Origin of the sequence: Pseudolactococcus plantarum (genome assembly GCF_002441715.1) — a bacterium.
Taxonomy (GTDB): domain Bacteria; phylum Bacillota; class Bacilli; order Lactobacillales; family Streptococcaceae; genus Pseudolactococcus; species Pseudolactococcus plantarum.
The window spans coordinates 39,132-61,493 of the sequence record NZ_JXJX01000007.1 but is presented as its reverse complement, the minus strand read 5'-3'; the positions used below and the strand labels follow the sequence as shown (position 1 = coordinate 61,493).

20 protein-coding genes and 1 other RNA gene are annotated in these 22,362 nt (G+C 38.3%); all 21 read right to left on the bottom strand.

The genetic code is table 11. From position 1 onward, the window contains the following. Nucleotides 1-42: 42 nt before the first annotated feature. The 21 genes from RU87_RS05540 to RU87_RS05445 all read right to left on the bottom strand — a co-directional run bounded on the left by RU87_RS05540 (nt 43) and on the right by RU87_RS05445 (nt 22,291). Nucleotides 43-1,821 carry a cell division site-positioning protein MapZ family protein gene (locus tag RU87_RS05540; protein ID WP_068162166.1) on the bottom strand — a complete coding sequence of 593 codons (1,779 nt, stop codon included), beginning with the start codon at nt 1,819-1,821 and terminating at the stop codon, nt 43-45. 1 nt (nt 1,822) lies between these two features. Continuing rightward, complete coding sequence (locus tag RU87_RS05535; RefSeq protein ID WP_068162163.1) at nt 1,823-2,974, bottom strand: THUMP domain-containing class I SAM-dependent RNA methyltransferase; 1,152 nt, start codon at nt 2,972-2,974, stop codon at nt 1,823-1,825. Nucleotides 2,975-3,057: 83 nt separating this feature from the next. After that, an RNA gene (gene rnpB / locus RU87_RS05530) (RNase P RNA component class B) lies at nt 3,058-3,452 on the bottom strand. Nucleotides 3,453-3,486: 34 nt separating this feature from the next. Then, nucleotides 3,487-3,891: a cell division regulator GpsB gene (gpsB, locus tag RU87_RS05525; protein WP_068162161.1), complete on the bottom strand. Its 405-nt coding sequence runs from the start codon at nt 3,889-3,891 to the stop codon at nt 3,487-3,489. 126 nt (nt 3,892-4,017) lie between these two features. Continuing rightward, complete coding sequence (pyrF, locus tag RU87_RS05520) at nt 4,018-4,719, bottom strand: orotidine-5'-phosphate decarboxylase (protein WP_082782157.1); 702 nt, start codon at nt 4,717-4,719, stop codon at nt 4,018-4,020. Beyond that, a complete protein-coding gene (locus tag RU87_RS05515; protein ID WP_068162158.1) occupies nt 4,712-5,653 on the bottom strand; it encodes a dihydroorotate dehydrogenase in 942 nt (313 codons plus the stop codon). Before RU87_RS05515 ends, pyrF begins: the two co-directional genes overlap by 8 nt. Further along, nucleotides 5,650-6,435, bottom strand: a complete 786-nt coding sequence (locus RU87_RS05510) for a dihydroorotate dehydrogenase electron transfer subunit (protein WP_068162155.1) — start codon at nt 6,433-6,435, stop codon at nt 5,650-5,652. Before RU87_RS05510 ends, RU87_RS05515 begins: the two co-directional genes overlap by 4 nt. Before the next feature lie 259 nt (nt 6,436-6,694). Next, nucleotides 6,695-8,491 carry a heavy metal translocating P-type ATPase gene (locus RU87_RS05505; protein ID WP_068162153.1) on the bottom strand — a complete coding sequence of 599 codons (1,797 nt, stop codon included), beginning with the start codon at nt 8,489-8,491 and terminating at the stop codon, nt 6,695-6,697. A gap of 205 nt (nt 8,492-8,696) precedes the next feature. Then, nucleotides 8,697-11,885, bottom strand: a complete 3,189-nt coding sequence (gene carB, locus RU87_RS05500) for a carbamoyl-phosphate synthase large subunit (RefSeq protein WP_068162150.1) — start codon at nt 11,883-11,885, stop codon at nt 8,697-8,699. Beyond that, the gene (locus tag RU87_RS05495; protein WP_068162147.1) at nt 11,885-12,973 is read right to left on the bottom strand and encodes a carbamoyl phosphate synthase small subunit; all 1,089 of its coding nucleotides are present in this window, start codon (nt 12,971-12,973) and stop codon (nt 11,885-11,887) included. The genes carB and RU87_RS05495 overlap by 1 nt, the downstream gene beginning before the upstream one ends. Nucleotides 12,974-13,112: 139 nt before the next feature. Next, nucleotides 13,113-14,072, bottom strand: coding sequence for an aspartate carbamoyltransferase catalytic subunit (locus tag RU87_RS05490; protein WP_068162145.1), 960 nt, complete (start codon nt 14,070-14,072; stop codon nt 13,113-13,115). A 173-nt stretch (nt 14,073-14,245) separates the two neighbouring features. Further along, entirely contained in the window at nt 14,246-15,523 is a 1,278-nt protein-coding gene (locus tag RU87_RS05485; protein ID WP_096835824.1) for a uracil-xanthine permease family protein, read from the bottom strand. Nucleotides 15,524-15,526: 3 nt separating this feature from the next. Beyond that, nucleotides 15,527-16,051 carry a bifunctional pyr operon transcriptional regulator/uracil phosphoribosyltransferase PyrR gene (gene pyrR / locus RU87_RS05480; RefSeq protein ID WP_068162138.1) on the bottom strand — a complete coding sequence of 175 codons (525 nt, stop codon included), beginning with the start codon at nt 16,049-16,051 and terminating at the stop codon, nt 15,527-15,529. Between the two features lie 248 nt (nt 16,052-16,299). After that, nucleotides 16,300-16,560, bottom strand: a complete 261-nt coding sequence (locus tag RU87_RS05475; RefSeq protein ID WP_068162136.1) for a YiaA/YiaB family inner membrane protein — start codon at nt 16,558-16,560, stop codon at nt 16,300-16,302. Nucleotides 16,561-16,591: 31 nt separating this feature from the next. Then, nucleotides 16,592-16,891: a hypothetical protein gene (locus RU87_RS05470; protein ID WP_068162133.1), complete on the bottom strand. Its 300-nt coding sequence runs from the start codon at nt 16,889-16,891 to the stop codon at nt 16,592-16,594. A gap of 22 nt (nt 16,892-16,913) precedes the next feature. After that, nucleotides 16,914-17,225 carry a hypothetical protein gene (locus tag RU87_RS05465; RefSeq protein ID WP_068162130.1) on the bottom strand — a complete coding sequence of 104 codons (312 nt, stop codon included), beginning with the start codon at nt 17,223-17,225 and terminating at the stop codon, nt 16,914-16,916. Continuing rightward, complete coding sequence (locus tag RU87_RS05460; protein WP_068162127.1) at nt 17,222-18,880, bottom strand: alpha/beta hydrolase family protein; 1,659 nt, start codon at nt 18,878-18,880, stop codon at nt 17,222-17,224. The genes RU87_RS05465 and RU87_RS05460 overlap by 4 nt, the downstream gene beginning before the upstream one ends. Beyond that, nucleotides 18,873-19,268, bottom strand: a complete 396-nt coding sequence (locus RU87_RS05455) for a hypothetical protein (RefSeq protein ID WP_231860436.1) — start codon at nt 19,266-19,268, stop codon at nt 18,873-18,875. Before RU87_RS05455 ends, RU87_RS05460 begins: the two co-directional genes overlap by 8 nt. A gap of 442 nt (nt 19,269-19,710) precedes the next feature. Beyond that, nucleotides 19,711-19,848 carry a hypothetical protein gene (locus RU87_RS09640; protein WP_156470815.1) on the bottom strand — a complete coding sequence of 46 codons (138 nt, stop codon included), beginning with the start codon at nt 19,846-19,848 and terminating at the stop codon, nt 19,711-19,713. Further along, on the bottom strand, nt 19,841-20,266 hold the full coding sequence (locus tag RU87_RS05450) for a hypothetical protein (RefSeq protein WP_231860435.1): 426 nt from the start codon (nt 20,264-20,266) through the stop codon (nt 19,841-19,843). Before RU87_RS05450 ends, RU87_RS09640 begins: the two co-directional genes overlap by 8 nt. 312 nt (nt 20,267-20,578) lie before the next feature. After that, nucleotides 20,579-22,291: a ribonuclease J gene (locus RU87_RS05445; RefSeq protein WP_068162122.1), complete on the bottom strand. Its 1,713-nt coding sequence runs from the start codon at nt 22,289-22,291 to the stop codon at nt 20,579-20,581. Between the last annotated feature and the right edge of the window lie 71 nt (nt 22,292-22,362).

Below are 22,362 nucleotides of genomic sequence, written 5' to 3'. Positions count from 1 at the left end.
CAAGCAAACATTTTTAGTTAATGTTTTTAGCCAGTAAGGTCTTTAATAGTCTAAATTATCGGCATGACCAGCAGCATTTCCAACAAAATAACCTGTTTTACAATTGATTGAAACAAGATATGTCCCATCAGGTTTGTAAAGGTTATAATAGCCATTGCCTTTTTGGATACTAGCAGGTAAAAGAATATAAGCATCTCCAGAAATATAGCCACGTTGACGACATTTGCCAAGTACTAAGTCTTTAATCCCATCAGCCCAGCCAAAAGCAGGATTTGATAAATCAGCATTTGGGTCTACTGGTACTCTAGATTTACTTGTTTGAAGTGGAATCGTTGGGAACTGTCCTTGAAATTGTGCTGTAGATAAGCCAGATCCAGTCGTGCCACTAGGAGTCGTCGCACCAGAAGGTGTTGCTGGATTTGCTGGGGTAGCACTAGCTTGTGCATTGGCATTATTTTGTGCTGCTTGTGCCTGAGCTGCTTGTTGGGCGGCTGCCTTGTCAGCTGCTGCTTTTTCTGCAGCAGCCTTTGCCGCAGCAGCTTTTTCTGCTTGTTGAGCTTGTCCTTGTGCTACAGCTGCTTTTAAGAGGTTATTTAGCGTATCATTTTCAGTCGCTGTATAGCTTAATGTGACACCGTCTTTTACCTCGGCCGTTTTATCAAGATTACCATCCGTCACAACAGCTTTATTAAACTGATTATTGATGTCTTGAATCGTTTTGATCTCAGTTTTTAGCGCAGCTACTTTAGTTTTTAGCGACTGATAATCAGGATGAGCAGACAACTTATCAAGCTCACTCTCTAATTCACTAAGTTTAGAGAATTGTCCGTTTTTCAGTTTAGTATGCGCATCGTCCATAAAGAATGCAGCATATTTTTGATTAAAACTGCTTAACTGCTTTGCTTCTTCAGATTTTTGTTGAGAAGACTGTTTAGCGGTCTCAGCAGCTTTTTGTTTAGATTGATTGTGATTATGCCAAACTAACCCACCAGCTGTTAATAATACTAGGGCACATACCCCAATAATTATTGGTTTTTTATAACTTTTTGCAGGCTCTTCAGCTAAAACCACTGGTGCTTTGCTAACGATATCATCTTTAGTGTCGTCTGTTATGGGCTCATCAACGACATCTGAGTTTGCAGATAGCACAACTGGTGCTTGTGAAATGACTTCACCCTCTTTTTCAGATGCATCATCCAAATCAGGGGTAATAACTTTCTCATCTGGTGAGTCTATTATATCAGATGACACTGATTCATTTTGTGCGGCATCATCTGCTAATGTCACGTGATCATAGGCGTCTTGTCCGTCAGGAAGGTCAGTATCACTTTCCTTAGTCTCTAATGCTTGTGCTTTGTCATCAGACGGGATAACCGATGTTGCTATAGTAGTGTCCTCCTCAAGCTCATTACTAGAGGGGTCGTCTACTGATTTAGTAGCTTCATCTGATGAGACAGGATTTTCTTGTATCTCTGCTTCTTTTGACTCTTGAGAGATAAGTGCACTCTGTTGTTTATCTGTGCCGACTTGAACAGGATCACTATCAGTTTTTTCAGTGCTAGTCGCATCATCTCTGACAGTTTTAACAAAAGTATCCAATGCAGTAGCAGCTTCAATCGTTTTTTCTAACCGAACTTTTTTAGCTGATTCAATCTCAGAACGATGTTCTCGTATATATTTATCTAACGAGCTTTCATTATCTTTATTTTGCATCGTTAGGGCATCTGTTTTTTCAGACAACTGTTCTACCGTTAGCGATTTAGCATCTTTTAGCGCTATCGTTTTCTCTTTAAAGTTGGGTTGCTTCTTTTTTTTAGCCATATTATTTTATTCTCTTACCAAAATATTGATATAAATCTGTTCGTAATCTACCGTTGTACAATTTGCGTTTTTTTGTTGCCTTACTACCATAATGTGCTTCAAAAGCTAAATCACTCGTCAGTATATACTTACTCCAAGTTTCAAGCGGTTTGAAAGTCTCTCCCATTTCTTGATACAATTGGAAAGCTGCTGCTTCATCTCCAAGCCGTTCACCATAAGGTGGGTTAGAAACCAATACACCATCTAACTTTTCTGTATGGAAATCTTGTAATCTCATTTGCTTAAAGCTAACAATACCATCAAGGCCAATTTCAAGTGCATTTTCTTGGGCGATTTTGATCATTCTACCATCAACATCAAACCCTGAAATATCCAGGACAGCATCATAGTTAGCTTGACTCTCTGCTTGCTCACAGACCTTCTCAAAAATCTCAGACTCAAACCAAGGCCATGCTTCAAAAGCAAAGTCTCTATTAAATCCAGGTGCGATATTCATCCCAATCAAAGCAGCTTCGATACAAAATGTCCCAGATCCACAAGTCGGATCTACAAACGGACGTGTCATATTTGCTCGCCAGTTTGTCAACATGATAATTGCAGCAGCCATATTTTCTTTGATCGGTGCCCCACCTTTATCAACACGATAACCACGTTTAAATAAAGACTCACCTGTTGTATCGACCATGATCGTCGCGACATTTTTATGTAAAGCAACTTCAATCGAAAATAAAGCTCCCGTCTCAGGAATAGGTACATTTTCTGGTCTATGGTAATGTTCTTGTAATTTTTTGGCAACTGCTTTTTTCGTGATTGCTTGAATACTTGGCTCATTGTGCAAATCAGATTTAACTGCTTTTGCTTTAGCAATAGGAAATTTTGCACCAAAAGGTAGCAAGTCTTCCCACTCTAAAGCATAAACACCTTCAAATAACTCATCAAAAGTTTTTGCAGGAAATTCGCCCACTATAATTTTTACGCGATCAGCAGTCCTTAACCAAAGATTTGCAGTTGCAATGGTTGTTTTATCCCCAGAAAAAAGTACGCGAGAACGATCATCTAAAGTGACCTCTATACCTAAATCTCGTAATTCTTTAGCAGTCAAGCTCTCAAGCCCTGCTGCCGCAGTTGCGACTAGTTTAAAGTTATTTTTCATCTTATCTTTTCTATATCTCTATCATACCACTATAGTATTGTAAAAGGGCTGGAGCTTTACGCTCCAGCCCCTGTCATCCAGTTTTCTATAAGCCATGTTTTGTTCCAGTTAATTTCTCAATTAACCTTCGATAATCATCTGTCTGTTAACTCAAAGCTATGCTTTGTTTAACCTCATCGTACGTTCAATTTCCGCGTGACAAGTGCCCCTACCATAAGTTTGGGTTGCTCGCTTGAGGGGTTTACCACGTTCCACTTGCTATGTTTCCAAAGCAACTCGTCTCTATGGCACTTTTACAGAATTGGTCGCATATTTTCTAAGAAAACTTAGCTAAAATTCAGCCGTTAGGTCTGACACACCTACCCAGGCTTATTGTTTCGCCTAGCACAAACACTGCGGGCAATCTCAGCCCGCGCGAGCATGGACTTTCCTCACAGTTCACAAGGTTACCCAAGAAACTGCGCAATTATCCAAAAACTGGTTCTTAATGTCGATTATACTACCTGTTTAGTTTATTCTGCAGTCTCAGTTTCAACTGTAGACGTTACAGGTTGTGCTTGAGGTCCAAAAACAGCACGCTCTAATCGATTTAATCTTTTTAACAAATCAAAATTATTTGCTGATTTCATTGTCACACGAGCACCGCTAGTCACCTCCTCAGTAATGCTTGAAGTGATTGGGTTAAATCGTTGTGTATTTTCTGACACAGCAACGTGTGGTGTTGTTTCAAGTTTTTGGATTTTTTTCTTCAAAAACTCTGTCTCTTCTTTCAAAGAAAGAATCTCATCTTGAAAAGTTTCGTAATCAACGATTACTTGGTCAAGTAACTCATTAACTTGATCTTTATCGTAACCTCTCATTTTTAGATCAAATTCTGCATCATAAATATTTTTGGGTGTAAAATTATAAGTCGCCATTATTAAAAATCTCACTATTTCTTTTTCATTATATCTCCAATCTTACCAAAAATTAATGGTATTTACAAGAGATATCATACTATAGTAGACAAAAGAATTTTCACTAAAAATAACTACTAAATTAGTTTAAGACAGCCATTGCGATTTTATCAGGCTGTAGGCTTCATTAGGTTTTTCTGCTTGGGTAATTGGTCTACCCACTACGATAAAGTCGCTGCCAATTGCTCTAGCTTTTGCTGGTGTCATCACACGTTTCTGATCACCAACCGCTGCACCAATTGGTCTAATCCCTGGTGTCAAACAAATAAACGCTTTTGATGTTGCTGCTTTAATCATTTCAACTTCTTGAGCTGAACAGACAACGCCTGCTAAACCCGCTTCTTGTGTTTTTTTAGCATAATGGATGACTGAGTCTGTCAAACTCGTTTGTATATTTTGAAAGTCATGCATTTGTTTTTCACTCGTTGAGGTTAATTGTGTTACTGCGATCAGTTTAGTTGTCCCTGCAAGGCCATCTAATGCTTCTGCCATCATTTCTACACCGCCAGCAGCATGAACATTTGTCAAATCAACATCAAGATGACGAATCACGCGCATAGCAGATTTAACTGTATTTGGAATATCATGTAACTTAAGATCTAAAAATACATCGTGTCCCAAAGATTTGATATATTTAATTACATCTGGACCTGCAGCATAAAATAACTCCATACCGACTTTAAGATAAAGCTGTTCTGCTTTATCAAATTGTTCAAGAAATGCTTTCACTTCACTCATACCAGGAAAGTCCATCGCAATCACTGGTCTATCTTCTGTATATTTACCCACGTATTTCCTCCTGACAGTCTTTTACAAAACTTGCTAAATCTGTTATCCCATATTTATCCATAACATTTGGGAGTTCATCTATTATTTTAGGACAAGCAAATGGATCTGTAAAATTAGCTGTCCCAATACCGATTGCCGAAGCACCCGCAATCATCATCTCCAATGCTGCTGCTGCAGAATCTACACCACCCATACCGATAATCGGTAGGCTTGTTTGCTGCGCTACCTGACGAATTAACTTTAAGGCAACCGGGAATATAGCTGGACCAGACATGCCGCCTACGCCATTGGCAAGAATGGGCTGTCTTGTCTGCAAATTATACCGTGTCCCAACTAATGTATTAATCATCGTAAACCCTGTAGCCCCAGCATCTTCTATAGCTTTGGCAACGATACCGATATCTGAAACCGATGGTGTTAATTTAACATAAACTGGGACTTCTGATACAGATACTGCTGCTTTTACTGCTGCATAAGCTAGTTCAGGAACTTGACCAATTAATAAACCATGGTTGCCGTGATCGACATTTGGACATGAAATATTTAGTTCAATCGCTGTGACATTTTGAACACGCGATATTTTTTTACTAACGGTTGCATACTCTTCATTTGAAAAGCCTGCAACATTTGCAATGATAGGCAAATTGGGAAAATTTGATGCAAGCCAAGGTAATTTTTCTGCAATAACTGCATCTACACCTGGATTTTGAAGGCCTATTGCGTTTAACATCCCTGATGGCGTTTCTGCAACACGAGGTGTCGCATTACCAAATCTCGCTTGGGCAGTTGTTGCCTTAATCATGATTGAGCCTAAACGGTCCAAATCATAATATTTTGCGTATTCTTGTCCAAACCCAAAACAACCTGACGCAGGAATAATCGGGTTTTTAAGATCAAGTCCTGGTAGCTTAATGGCTAATCTATTATCTGTCATATTACCACCTCACCGACCTTGAATACTGGCCCTTCATCACATACTTTTAATGATTTTTGACCTGTTTCATCTGCTGCAACATGCACAACACACGCATAACAAGCTCCCATACCACACGCCATACGCGCTTCCATCGAGATATAGGCGTTTGGATGTGTCGCTGTTCGACTCGCAACAGCTCTTAACATTCCTGTTGCGCCACAAGCATACACTGCATCATAACTCATGACATCCAACTCATCCATTAAAAGCCCCACATTACCTTGTCTACCATATGAGCCATCATCAGTCACGATCTCAAGTTTATCAGATACGGCACTAAATTCACGCTCTAATATCACGGCTGATTTTTGGGCAAATCCTAAAAGGACAGTCACTGAAATAGATTGGCTAGTTAATGCTTCTGCTAACCCTACTAAAGGTGGTGTTCCAATTCCTCCGCCAATGATTAAAGCTTTTTTTTGTGGAAATGGCAGCGATATATCAAAGCCATTACCAAGTGGTCCCATCACGTCTAGTCTTTGACCAGGCGTCATCTGGGATACGGTAGCGAGTCCATCTCCCTCGACACGATAGATGATCACACAACACTTGTTTTCTTTATCGTACTCTGAAATAGAGATTGGTCTGCGTAATACTTTATCAGGACTAGGAACGCGAAGGTGTAAAAATTGATCGGGTCCTGTGATATCTAGTACTAGCTCCCCTTTAAGTGCCATTCTATAGACACGTGGACTAATGTTTTCATTTGAGAGAATTAACATATCTTCTTGTAAAATCATTGTAACCTTTCTTGCTATACACTTATTCAACCTGAACATGTGTTTGTTAGCATGCCTCATAGCAGGATAGCAGTCTGTATCAGCTCATTAAAAAATAAAAAAACCGTAGAAAAATCCTACGGTTCGCTTTTATCTTGCTCTGCAACCTTGTCATGCTCTCGGCATGACTTAAAGGACTTTAAAACAGTATAACATATTTGGAGACCAATAACAAGTCATCTCAGTGTTCTCACCTACTTTAAACCTGAATCAACGAGACTTAAGCTTTATCTTTTAGTGCTTTCAAAGCGTAAAGAATTGATACCGTATCGATAACCTCTTGTAACAATGCCCCAAAAATAGTTGGGAGTACACCTGTTGATGCGATAATCATTAACACAATACAAATAAAGATACCAATCAAGACGGCTTCTTTAGCTACTTTCATCGTTTGACGAGAAATCTTAATACTTTCTGGTACTAAGGCTAAATTATTTCTTAAGACAACAACGTCTGCACTCTCACTTGCAACTGTCGAGCCACTTGCACCAAGTGCAATACCAACATCAGATAATGCTAAGGCAGGTGCATCATTAATCCCATCACCCACCATAACCATTGGTCTGCTGGTTTCTGGTAAGTTGTTTAAAATACCAATTTTTTCACTCGGCATGAGCTCTGCATGAATTTCAGTTAGGCCGAGAGCTTGTCCTACAGTTTTGGCTGTTGTGATATTATCACCAGTTAACATCATGATATGTGAGATATCTAGTCTATTTAGCGACTCAATCACCGCTTTAGATTCTTCCCGAACTTTATCTTCAAATAAAATGTTACCGATAAATACATCATCTTCACTAATACTAACAGCTGTACCAGTCATGTTCTCAGCTTTAGCATTGGCAAAAGTTGCTCGGCCAATTCTATACGTTTTACCGTTAATTATCCCTTTTAAGCCTAGCCCTGTTTCCTCTGTTAACTCAGAAACAGCTAATCGTGGGATATGCTTACTTTCACCTAACGCAACTAAAGATTTAGCTAAAATATGATTACTCCCTATCTCTAAAGAATAAGCAATTTGTAGCAACTCATCTTCTGAGCGTGTCATCGTTTCAGGTTGTATACGCTTGACTTGTAAAACGCCTGTTGTAAGTGTACCTGTTTTATCAAAAGCAACTGTTTTAGCCAGTGATAATTTTTCAATGGTTGTGCCATTTTTGACTAATAAGCCATGTCTAGAACTCCTGCTCATCCCCCCTACAAAAGCGATTGGTGCTGCAAGGATCAGCGGACATGGACTTGCAACCACTAACACTTCAGCAAAACGGGTCATATCTTTAGAGACTATCCAGGCACCACTTGCGATGACTAAGGCTATGATCGTAAAAGGTACTGCATAGCGATCTGCCAGTCTAACAAACTCTGCTGGTGTCGCTTCACTTTCTTTTACGAGTTGGATAATTTTTTGATATTGGCTATCTGAGGCTTTTTTTGTTACTTTGACCAGTACAGCTGTTTCCCCGTTGATACTCCCAGATAAAACGGCATCTCCTTTTTCTTTTGTTACTGGCTGTGATTCTCCTGTTAAAGAAGATTCATCAAACCAGCTATTGCCCTCTAAAATCTCACCATCTATCGGCACCAGCTCACTCGGTTTTACCAAGACGATGTCTCCAACAACCATCTCCTCTATCGGTGTATCTTCATACTCATCATTGACTTGTTTATGTGCGATGGTAGGTGAATTTTCTAGCAGTTTATGTAATTCTCGACTGGCTCTATTTGCCGCATAATCTTCTAAACTTTCACCTCCAACAAGCATTAAAATAATGATCAAACTTGCCCAGTAGTGTCCGATGATCAATGTTGAAATAATGGCGATAATCGCCAATAAATCGACCCCATATTTACCACTTCTCAGTGTTTTAACCATCTCGATAAACATCGATAAGGCCAGTATCGCTCCTGCAACTGTCACTAATAATTGAGTTAAAAATGGGTTGTGAAATCCAAATTCTAATAATAATGCCATAATAGCTATGACAATTGTCGCTGTTAATTTTTGCCAGTTCTTCATAAATCTTTATATCTCATTCCTAATTTTGACTATCATTAGTATACCATAAATCCTTTTAAAATAAGACTTTACTGCCTATTTGATTCAAATTTAGAAATAAGTCAAACGACTTTTACTTATTTCATCACGACAAGTAAAAGTCATTTGACAATAAAAAAAATATGTAGCATGTACATATTTTTTCATTTTTTAATAAATGGTAATTTTAAATCGCTTTAGTTACAAATGAACGACTTTCCAAAACTTTTAACATTGCTCCGATTGTATCTAGCGAGGTAAATAGTGGCACACCTTGTTCGATAGATTCACGACGTATTAACATGCCATCAGTATTATGTGTATTGCGATCTTGTCCCATCGTATTAACAACTGCTTGAATACGACCAGCTCTGATGCTATCAACGATATTTTCTTGATCTTCTGAAGGCTCTCCAATTTTGGCTATGCTTTGGGCATAAACACCGTTTTGTGAGAAGTATTTAGCAGTTCCATTTGTTGCATAAATCCCATAGCCTATATCATAGAAACGTTTCGCTAAGGCTAGTGCTTCTGATTTTGCATCATCTGCAACAGTAAAGAGTACATTACCAAATGTTGGTAAATGTAGATAAGACGCTTCGAATGCTTTATAAAGTGCTTTTTCAAGCGTTTCATCTGATCCCATAACCTCACCTGTTGATTTCATTTCAGGCGATAGATAAGCATCTACTTTTTGTAACTTAGTAAAACTAAATACTGGCGCTTTAACGTGTACTTGATCATCTTCTGGATGAAGTAGTTCAGTATAGCCTAATTCAGGTAAAGTCTTACCTAAGATAAGTTTAGTTGCCACCTGTGCCATTGGGATACCAGTCACTTTAGATAAGAATGGAACTGTTCTAGACGCACGTGGATTGACCTCGATCACATAGACTGTTTCATCAAAAATAACAAACTGTACATTCATCATCCCAATACAGTTTAAGCCAAGTGCCAAGCGCTTCGTATAATCTGCAATCGTTGCTTTTAAGTCCTCAGATAAATTCTGTGGTGGATAAACTGCCATAGAGTCACCTGAGTGAACACCAGCACGCTCGATATGTTCCATGATACCTGGAATTAAAACATTTTCACCATCACAAATGGCATCAACTTCACATTCTCTACCTAACAGATATGAGTCAACTAATACCGGATGATCTGGACTTGCTTTAACAGCAGTTTGCATATAATTTCTTAAATCGGCTTCGTTATCAACGATTTCCATAGCACGACCACCTAATACGTAGGATGGGCGAACGAGTACTGGATAACCGATAGCTGTTGCATTGGCTACAGCCTCTTCTTCATTAGTTGCTGTTGCACCAACTGGTTGTGGGATGTCTAGTTCTTGAAGTGCTGCCTCAAAAAGCTTTCTATCTTCAGCACGATCGAGTGCATCTACTTGTGTTCCTAAAATCTTCACGCCAGCTTTTGATAAGGGTTCAGCTAGGTTAATCGCTGTTTGACCACCAAATTGAACAATAACACCTTTTGGTTGCTCTAAATCAATGACATTCATCACATCTTCAAAAGTTAATGGCTCAAAATAAAGTTTATCTGATACAGAGAAATCAGTAGACACCGTTTCTGGATTAGAATTCATGATGATGGCTTCATATCCAGCAGCTTGAATCGCTTTTACTGAGTGAACTGTCGCGTAATCAAACTCAACCCCTTGTCCGATACGGATAGGTCCTGAACCAAGTACCAATACAGATTCTTTTTCTGAACGGATTGACTCATTTTCGAATTCATAACTACTGTAAAAATAAGGTGTTGCAGATTCAAATTCTGCTGCACATGTGTCCACCATCTTGAAGATTGGTGTAATTTGATTATCTAGACGACGTTTGCGGACTTCTGCCGCATCAGTTTGCCACAAATCAGCAATTTTACGATCGGAAAAGCCATTACGCTTTGCTTCTTTTAAGATCTCTGGGTTAAAGACGTTAACAGCCAATTCTTTTTCGATCTCAAAAATATGTTGTAACTTATCTAAGAAGAATAAATCAATTTTTGTTAAGCTGTGTAGTTCTTCTATTGTGTAACCACGACGAATCGCTTCTGATAGATAAAACAGACGGTCATCTTGTGCTTTCACGATTTTTTCGACCAAAGCATCATCACTGACTTGTGCCAACTCAGGCATTTCGTTATGATACACACCAACTTCTAGAGAACGAACGGCTTTTAAGAATGACTCTTCAATCGTACGACCAATCGCCATAACCTCACCCGTCGCCTTCATTTGAGTACCAAGACGACGTTCACCAGATTCAAATTTGTCAAATGGGAAACGTGGAATTTTAGATACCACATAGTCAAGAGCAGGTTCAAACATCGCATATGTTGTTCCTGTAACCGGGTTGATCATCTCATCAAGCGTCAAACCAACGGCGATTTTTGCAGCTAATTTCGCAATAGGATACCCAGTTGCTTTAGAGGCAAGCGCAGATGAGCGTGATACACGAGGATTTACCTCAATCACGTAATAGTTGAAACTGTTAGGATCAAGGGCAAGCTGAACGTTACATCCCCCCTCAATTTTTAAAGCACGGATGATTTTTAACGACGCATCACGAAGCATTTGATACTCAATATCACTTAAGGTCTGACTCGGTGCAAAAACGATAGAGTCTCCAGTATGAATCCCAACTGGATCAAAGTTTTCCATATTACAAACAACGATTGCGTTGTCTGCTGCATCACGCATAACTTCATACTCGATTTCTTTAAATCCAGCGATAGAGCGCTCGATCAAACACTGTGTAACAGGTGATAATTTAAGACCGTTTTCTGCGATTTCTCGTAGTTCCTCTTCGTTATCACACATCCCACCACCTGTACCACCTAAGGTAAAGGCAGGTCTTACAATAATTGGATAACCAATCGAGTTAGCAAACGTAACAGCCTGCTCAACAGTATTGACAATCTCAGATTCTGGAATCGGTTGATCCAATTCTTCCATCAATTGTTTAAATAAATCTCTATCCTCAGCTTGGTCGATCGCTGAAAGTTTTGTCCCAAGTAACTCGATATTTAGCTCTTCTAAGATACCTGTTTTAGATAAAGACATGGCCATATTTAACCCTGTCTGACCACCAAGTGTCGGCAAAATCGCATCAGGACGCTCTTTACGCAAAATACGAGTCACAAATTCAATCGTAATCGGTTCAATATAAACCTTATCCGCAATTTCTTTATCAGTCATAATTGTTGCAGGATTTGAATTCACTAAAACAACACTATAGCCTTCTTCTTTTAATGCAAGACAAGCTTGTGTACCAGCGTAGTCAAATTCAGCTGCTTGACCGATGATGATTGGTCCTGAACCGATAACCATGATTTTTTTAATATCGTTACGTTTTGGCATTAAAAGTCTCCCTTTTCGTTTTTGTTTGCATCGATCATTTCCATAAATTCATCAAAAAGATAATCTGCATCATGTGGTCCTGGTGCAGCATCTGGATGAAATTGAACAGAAAACGCTGGTAAATATTTATGGCGAACACCTTCAACTGATAAATCATTAATCTCGATATGTGTCACCATCAAGTCAGTTTTATCAATTGAATCACTATCGACCGCAAAACCATGGTTTTGTGATGTGAAGTCAACACGCCCAGTCGCGATTTCACGAACTGCATGATTGAACCCACGGTGACCAAATTTCATTTTGCTAGTTGTCGCACCATTTGCCATCGCAAAGAGTTGATGACCAAGACAAATACCAAAGATTGGGAATTTATCTTGAATCCCACGAATCATATCTAGTGCTTGAGGCACATCAGTAGGATTTCCGGGACCATTTGTTAGCATCACACCATCTGGGTTCATATCAATGATCTCCTCAGCTGTTATCGTATGAGGCACAATCGTTAGGTTACACTCCCGTTTTGATAATTCGCGCAAGATAGAGTGTTTTAAGCCAAAGTCTACAACGACAATACTTCTACCTGTTCCTGGACTTGGGTAGGCTGTTTTAGTTGACACTTGTGCAACTTGATTTGTTGGTAAAACAGTTGCTCTAAGCTGATCTTTGATATGTTTAAGCTCATCACCTGGATTAACAAGTGTCGCTTTCATCGTACCATGTTTGCGGATAATACGTGTCAATGCGCGTGTATCGATGCCTGAAATACCAGGGATGTTTTTACGCTGTAAGAACTCATCAAGTGATAACTGATTACGCCAATTACTAGCCAAACGTGCATGTTCACGAACAATGACACCTTTACATGTTGGGACGATTGACTCATAGTCGTCACGGTTAATACCGTAGTTACCAACTAAAGGATACGTAAATGTTAAAATCTGACCATTATAGGACTGATCTGTAATAGATTCTTGGTAGCCTGTCATACCGGTACTAAACACAACCTCACCAGTCACATCTATATCTGCACCAAAGGCAGTCCCTTCAAAAATTGTTCCATCTTCTAAAATTAAAAGTCGCTTCATGTTATCCTCTTTCATTATGAACGTTTGCTTGCGATTGCTAGGCTATTTTCTCAACTTATAACGTATTTATCCGTATCGTAAGTAGCGTGATATTGCGAAGACTTTAAATCAGTTTTTATCAACTGACCTTAGCTCCTGATTAGGCTTTACCATTTAAAATTGCTTCTAAAATAGCCATTCTCATGAACACACCGTTCGTCATTTGCGCTACGATGCGTGATTTTGGTGCTTCAACTAAATGACTAGCAATCTCTACACCTCGGTTAACTGGCGCAGGATGCATGATGATTGCCGTTGGCTTTAACCGATCATAGCGTTCACTTGTTAAGCCGTATTGCGTATGGTAATCGGTTTTTGAAAAACTAGTACCTGAGTCGTGTCTCTCATGTTGTACCCGAAGGAGCATGGCAACGTCTAACTCTTCTATGACATCATCTAATTGTGTATATCGCCCATAAATATCAAACGAGCTATCATACCAACTTTCCGGGCCTGTAAAGAAAATTTCTGCTCCCAGTCTTTTTAACATCTGCATATTTGATTTTGCTACTCGACTGTGGGTGATATCTCCTGCGATCATGATCTTGATACCCTCAAAAGTCCCAAATTCTTCATAAATCGTTAGCAAATCAAGTAAGGACTGACTAGGGTGTTGTCCTGAGCCATCCCCACCGTTAATAATTGACGTTTGAATGGTCTTACTATCAACCAATTCTTGATAATAATGCTCATCCGTATGTCTAACCACACAGACATCTATACCGATAGCACTCATCGTCAAGATCGTGTCGTATAACGTCTCTCCTTTATTCACTGAGCTTGTTGAAGCATCAAATTCAATGACATCTAAACCTAATTTTTTTTCAGCTACTTCAAAAGATTTATGTGTCCGTGTTGAATTCTCAAAAAAGAGGTTAGCGACAAAAAATTGACGTTTAAAGTCAGCTTTTACCGGATGATGCTTTAAATAATGTGCACGTTTGATTAGGCCCATCACTTCTTCATTGCCTAGCAAATCCATGCTTGTTAAGTGTTTAATAGATACAAGACCTTGAGGTGAAATTGTCAATTTTAGATCCCTTTCACATGTTAGATGCATCACGCGTTACAAACTTAATTTTATAACTCATGATATAAAAAAATGGCTACCTTAAAGGTAGCCATTTGCGTGCAGCACGATAAGGCTACAACGTTCCCTGGACAACCTTCACAGCCTCACGGGACTGTTATTAAAGGATTTTATTCATTTGTTCTATTCTAACAGATTACCAACTACTTTTCAATCGTTTTGCCCAAAATTAAATGCATCAAAATACCAAGTACTGTTGAAAAAGCAATTCCAGAAATAGAAACACCCGCAACATTAAGCGTTAAGCCGCCAATACCAGAAACTAAAATGACACTGGCAATCAATAAGTTACGTTTTTCATCAAAATTAACTTTGTTTTCTACAAGAATTTTTAGCCCACTTGCTGCAATGACATCAAATAGTGCGATAGATACGCCACCAATAACTGGTGTTGGGATTGAGTGAATCAAAGCAGACACTTTACCGATAAAACTCATCAAGACAGCAAAGATTGCTGCACCTGCTATCACATAAACTGAATGAATTTTAGTAATCGCCATCACACCAATGTTCTCACCGTATGATGTGACTGGTGGTGCACCAAAGAATCCGGCAATGATTTGTGCAATCCCATCACCTGTTAATGTCCGCTCAAGGCCTGGATCTTTAAAATAATCACGTTTTGTCAATGAATTTAAGACCATGATATGGCCAAAATGTTCAGTCATTGTGACAAAGGCGATTGGTGCCATTGTCAAAATAGCAGAGGGATACAGTTTAAAATGATAATCGATAAACATCATATTAAAATGAGGAACGCTTAACCAACTGCTTTTGGCAATCTCATTAAAACTAATAATCGTTGTACCAGTAATTTTTTGGACGATTAAGCTAAACACATACCCAACAATAATCCCAAGTAGAATCGGAATCAAACTAATGATCCCTTTCCCAAACATGTTGAACGCAATAACAGAAAATAATGTCACTAGAGCAATCATTAAGAAGGTCAGATTATACACACCATTTTTATTCATTGCATCATTTACTGCAGTACCAGCAAGACTTAGTCCGATAACCATGACGATAGGACCCACGACGATAGGTGGCAAGACTTTATCAATCCAATCTTTACCTATAAACTTGATAATCAAAGCTACTACTAGATAAACGAGTCCACCGACAACGGCACCCTGTGCAACCGCCGCGATACCATCTGATTTCATCAAACTTTGCATGGCTAAAATATAGGCAAAACTAGATCCCATATAGGCTGGTATCTTGTATTTGGTCACACTCAAATGCGCTAAAGTCCCTAAACCACTTGAAAAAAGTGCGATACTGGGATCAATACCTACTAAAATCGGCACCAAAACAGTCGACCCAAACATGGCAAACAGATGCTGGAAAGACAGACCAAACCACATACCAACTGGTGGCTTATCATGAACATCATAGATTACATCAGAATTATGGCTCATTGACTAAGCCTCTTTCTTGATCAAAATGCTATCAGCACCATCAATCTCTGAAACATGGACAACGATTGCTTCACTACGTGATGTCGGAATGTTTTTCCCAACATAATCTGCGCGGATTGGTAATTCTCTATGACCACGGTCAACAAGCACTGCTAAGCTAACTTTTGATGGACGACCAATTGCGACAATTCCGTCAATCGCTGCGCGAATAGTACGACCCGTGTAGAGGACATCATCAACCAAGATAATTTCTTTATCTGTCACAGAGACAGGAATATCTGTTGTATTTTCATCAGTTTTGACATCATCACGAAATGGTTTCGTATCAAGTTCCCCAAGTGGGATGTCGATATTTTCAAGTTGTTTAAGACGTTCTTGAATACGTTTTGCGATATAAACACCACGTGTTTTAATCCCAACAATCACTAGATTGTTCAACTCTTTATTACGCTCGATAATTTCATAAGTAATCCGTGTGATCGCACGTTTCATCGTTACTTCATCAATAATTTCTTTTGCTTTAGACATGTTTTCTCCTATATTTCTAAATTTCTAACAAAAAAACCCTGCACCAGCAAGGAAAAGAATTACTCTAGTCAACTTGCCTTGACGTCTCTCTGGACGATTTAAAGGTTTGTACTATACAATTAAATTCATTATATCAAATTTTTTATTATTTTACTATAGCCTTGCTTAAGTTGACGTGACATATTGTTAACGTAGTGATCGCAAACTCATTAATATGAGCGATCAATTTAGCAAGACTAAAAAGCGTGTTAAGTCTCTAAATCATCTGGTTTTACTCCCCTAAACATCTCATTGTATCGCTCATCATCTTCTTGATCATCTCGAGTCACTTTTGCGATGGTGAAAGATGATGAAATCACGCCAACTGTGCCCATAAGGTAATACCCTTTCACCATTAAAGGCTCTCTTAAGGTATATAAGCCAATCAGAATCAAGCCAACAAATAAGGCAAACGACCCCCATGCTAATAATTTAAATGCTGCGGTATTTCTGTAAACTTTCTTTTTCATAAACTACTTTCTATTTTTTAAACCTGAACTGTTAAACATCCATCTTCTGACGAAATATTCTTTGTTCTTGCATACGTTTCTCATCTATTGCATCACTTTTACGTCTAATCTCAAAATTATATTTGGCTACTACTTCTTCAAACGGAGCACTTAGTCCGTAAGGAATCCCTTCATCAAGCTCTCGATAAAAGCTATAAACATAGTCAACTAACTGACCAGTTGTTTGCGTCAGTTGTCTTTGATAATCAGCTAATACCTCTTGTGCTTGGTTGAGCTGTCGCATCGCCTTATCGTGTGCTTCTTCAATTCTCCAACGTGTCGCATTATCCATAGTATCCTACCTTTCTAACGTATTATTTAATTGGCGATTTCAAATTAGGCTCAAATTTGTTTGAGCTAAGCAATTGTTCAGCAGCTTGTGCAGCTTTTCCTGTGAGCCCTGCTTTAAAATTTGCGGTAACTGTTTTAGCTGCAAACTCTGACATCTTTTTTTTTTGTGCTTTGAGTTGAGCGGTTACCTTAACATGTCGGGCCTTTATTTTAGCTTTTTTAGCATTTAAAATACACAGGATAGCCTGACGTTCTTGCGCTTTCTGAACTTCTGACAAGCCTTGATCTAATGCGGCCATATTTAAGTAAGGATTTGTTTGATAGCTATTCATCATTTTCTTGACCCCCAATTTATTTTTGTTTGATTCATAAGTGTGTTAAATCCTGCTGCACCTTGTGCATCTACCTGCGCGATATGTTGCGCAACTTTCAGCAAGGTGGTAGAGAACGCTTTCATTTCTATTTGATAGGTAGTGGCCGCTTTAAGCGTTTGATTCTCAATCCCATTATCCCAATACTGTGCTATGTTAAACTCAGTTAACAAAGATTCTACTTCCCATGCAGTTAAATAATGGGCAACATTATGAGCTGCACGGACACCTGACATAATTTCTTTTTGAACATCTGCTAAAGCCTCTGATACGTCTCTTTTGACTTCGTTTGTAAAGGTTTCTGAGCACATCATGGCATCTTGTGCAACAGATTGTAACAGCTCTGCTCTCAACGCTATTTTTCGACCACCACTTGCAGTACGAATTCTTTGTTGATAATCAGGGATATGTTTGGTATTCCAGGCTTTGGATTTCTTTTTCGCTTCCAAAACGATGGTCTTGTAATCTTTCATGAATGCTTTATAGATTGATTTAGCTTGATCAGCTGTCATGCCTAACCCAATTAAACCATTGACACCTCCTGAAAGTGCTGCAAGTATCGTGGCAGTCGAGATACCTGTAACCCCTACCGCTTCTATTTTTAAAATAGATTGATCAATCAGATTAGCTAACTGATGTCCGGCTGTTAACAGTTCAGGATGAAAGTCTTTACTGGCCACTAAGAACTCACCCGTCGCAGACATCTGAAATTCACCAAAATCATGACTGCTAATCGCATCAAAAGTTGTACTAAAGTGAACCGGGACAATTACTTCAACTTGTCCAAACTGTTCATCATAAGGTGCTGTACGGTTAAGCATGCTGACGATATCAAACGGATTAACATAGTAAGTCACTTTTTCACCTACTACTTTAATCTCTTTATCTGATAATCCCATTTTTTTTAAACTTTGGGTCACATCTGCCCCATCAAATAACACAACTTTGCCAATCGTTTTGAACGCATTAGGATCATCATGATAGAGCTTGGCTACAGCTTGTGCAGAAACCATGGTACCAAGAGAATGACCTGTCACGTCTAATGTCGCATTGGGCGCATATCTCTGAATATCTTTAATCTTTTCTACCAGTGCCTTGTTTGCAAGTCGAGCTTGAGGGATATAGCTATTTGTCAGTGCAAAGTTTGCATCATTATCTACCCAGTCATTTAGCGTCTCAAGACTAGCACGGTCACTCCCACGTACAGTCAGATAGGTTTTTTGCGTTTCTTTACCTAACTGAGGCGTATCTGTGACAAAATAAGCATTGAAACCTGCTTTTTCGTCTGTCAGTAAGCCTTTTTGATAGGTGCTGGTCACATATGACTCCTGATGATATCCGCCATTAGGGTTAGGTATCTGTATGTTTGTCGAAACGTTCTCAGCATGTAAAGTTTTATCAGGTTGTAGATAAACAATGCCATCATTTGGGAGGTTGGTGCCGCCTGTGGTGATGCTAGTTATTTGTCCTTTTTTATTTTTGATCATTCCATTTTCAGCGTAGTTGATTAACTCGGAATTTCCACTATTTACATAAATGGGAAAATTTAAAGGACGTCTATTATATGCACTTTCAGCCAAATTTGCAAAGATATTATTGAAATTTTCTAAATTACTCATAGTTCACTCCTACTTTGACATCATTTATTTCTTTTACAACACGCAATGAATCACTGGACCACATCATATCATTTATACTCGGAAATACCTTATCAATATCGTAATCGAAGTTCAAAGTAACACTTGATTCTTTAATATTATTAAAACCACCTTTGATAATCATTTCTTTATACTTATCACCAGTTGGAATACCACCCGCATTAGGCTGTACAGTTTCAACTTTCACACTCTCCCAATCCCACTGTACACTAGTGACTTTTGAATTTTGTGCTTTCACATAGTCTGTCATTTCCTTCTCATGTTTTTTCAAGTAAGCTATCTGATCGTTTTTATTTACCTGGCTATAATCATGTGTTAAAAAATGGTCAAATGGGGTGCCTAATTTCATCGCGATTCCTCCTATGATGCATATTAATCCAATACTGATCACCAGTATTTTTTTTCTCTGTTTTATCATGATAGTTTCCTTTATTATCATCTTTATCAAAAACGTTAAGTTATCTTGTATGCGCTTTCATTTTACTCATCATTATTAATCGTTAATTTTCTAAAAGGCACATGTATTGCCAAGTCCTAAATGTCCTCAACAGGTCACAACATTCGCACAAGTTAGTATTCACTAACTAGATAATAACTACAGTATATCACTGTTTATTATATTGTGCAAATTTATTATCAACCTACTCACAATAATTTGTCAATCCAAAGTTAGTATCAGTAACCAAAGTTTTATCAGTCTTTAGAAAAACGGTGCCATTATTTAGTAGGTTGATCCCACCTGTAACCAGGTTTTCTCGTTATTTATTCAATGCATTTTCAACAAAATTGAACTATAGTGATTTACCAGAATCTAAGATTTCTTTTTGATTTTTTTTCAAACTTTCATTTGGAAAATTAAAAGGACGATTGTTGTAGGTACTCTCAGCTAAATTAGCAAAAATATTATTGAAATTTTTTAGATTACTCATATAAATCTCCTTCTACTCTAAACGGTTGCATTTGATAAAAATTATTTATACTAGGGTATGAATTCCCATCCTTTAAATCAAAACCTATTGTGAAGGTAGACTTTTTTATTTCGTTGAATGAACCTCCAATAGTTAACAGCCAACCGCCACCTTGTGGTGTCCCATTTCCAATCTGTCCAACTTCAATAGTATCCCACTCCCATTCGACTGACTTTATTTTATAGTTCCAACCCATTACGCCTTCTGTCATTTCCTTCTCATGCTTTTTCAAATAAACTATCTGATCGTTTTTACTTACCTTGGTATCATCATGTGTTAAAAAATGGTCAAATGGGGTGCCTAATGCCAAGACTAATCCGCCTATCATTAAAGCACCTACAATGCTGATACCCAGTATTTTTTTAAACCGTTTTGTCATCATCACTTCCTTTGTCCTATCAATCGAGTCTCACTAACTTGATAATAATTAAAGTTTACCATAATTTAATACCTATGTACATTTTATGACGAGCTGAACAGCACTTCTTTACCAGAAAAAAATTAACTAACTTATACACATGGTAGTTGATTAGCATAAGCAACACAACTACAGAATTGGTAAAAAGAAACAACTAGCTATGAGGTTGAGACGAGTTGATTAGATTTTTTATGATACGTCATCTCATTTCAGCTGAGCACAACATAATCAAGCATCAAAAAAAAACCTGAAGACTCAGGTTCTTAGTTATGGTTAGGCTTTTTTCTTATTTTTTAAATGACGTTTTTGACGAAAATCATTTTGACGGACTTCCATCACAACAGGTAAGACAACTGGACGACGTTTTGTTTGATCGTACAAGAACTTCCCGAGTGTATCACGGATTTCAGACTTAATCTCAGCCCAGTCAAAGTGCTCACCTAATAAGTACGTCTTAACTTTTTCATCTACCTTAATGGCAGCTTCTTTCATCAAGTTACGAGAGTTTTTAACATAAACAAAGCCACGTGTATGCACTTTTGTTTTACTGATAATTTTTTTATCATGTTTTGAAATCGTGATAACGGCTATGAAAATACCTTCTTCACTCAATACTTTACGATCTCTCAAGACAATGTTACCAATATCACCAACACCAGAGCCATCGATCATCACATTTTCAGCCGATACACTACCATTTGGTACAAAGTTACCTGCATCATCAAAGCTAACAACCTCACCACGTTTTCCGATGAAGATATTTTCAGGTAACATCCCAACTTCCATCGCATGCTCACCATGTGCTTGTAGTTCACGATACTCGCCTTGAATTGGCATTAGATTTTTAGGTTTTAAAATGTCTAATAAAAATTGTAAATCTCTAGAATTGGCGTGACCTGAAACTCTTAAATCACTAGATAACATCTTCATGATACCGCCTGCACGATAGACAATGTTTTCAGTTTTAGCAATTTTAGTTTCATAAGAAATCGTCGGACTTGTGACAGTATAAACTAAATCACCATCTTTGATCTTAACAAATTTATGACGACCGACTGACATATCACCTAAAGTTTTTAGAGGTTCACCCATACGACCTGTCTCTAAAATCAAAAGCTCGTGATCTTCATAATTCTTGATATCTTTTGGATCGATAATCATCTTATCATCATCAATCCGTAGTTTGCCAAGTTCACTGGCAGTTTTCACAATCTGATCTAAGTCTTGACCAGTAAAGGCAACATAACGACCAAGTTTAATCGCACTGTCAATAACTTGTTGGATTCTAGCTAAGTTACCAGCGACAGAGGCGATAATCACGCGACCATCCCAATCAGAAATCGTGTCAAAAATTTTATCTGAAATTTCTGATTCGCTAGCAGATTGCAGGTTAGTCAGTACATTTGCTGAATCACTCAAAAGCGCCAAAACACCTTGTGAGCCGATTTCTGCTAAACGTGAAATGTTTGTTTTATAGCCTTCACCTACTGCTGGATCTAACTTGAAATCTCCAGTATAGACGATATTACCTTTTGGTGTGCCTACAACAATCCCTAAACTATCAGGAATCGTATGTGTTGTAGAGAAGAAAGAAATCACTGCAGAGCCAAAATCGATCTCCGTAGATTCATCAACCACATGGAAATCATCAAATTTCTTACTACCTTCAACATCTTTAGCAGAAATTTTGGCAAGAGCAATCGTTAATTCACTACCAAAAACAGGAACTGCCATTTCTGTTAATAGATAAGGTAGTGCGCCGATAGCATCTGGATGACCATGTGTCAAAAATACACCAGCGACGCGATCCGCGTTTTCTACTAAGTAGCTCATGTCTGGGATAACAAAGTCAACACCTAACATTTCTGTTTCTGGATATTTTAATCCAGCATCTAAAACAAAGATGACATCGTCTACTTCAACTACGTACATATTTTTGCCAAATTCACGGACGCCACCCAGTGCTGTTAATTTTATATTAGTCATGAATTACTTGTTCTCCATTATGTCAATTTTTTTTGTAAATCAAAAGTCGAAACCATGCAGCTCCGACTTAT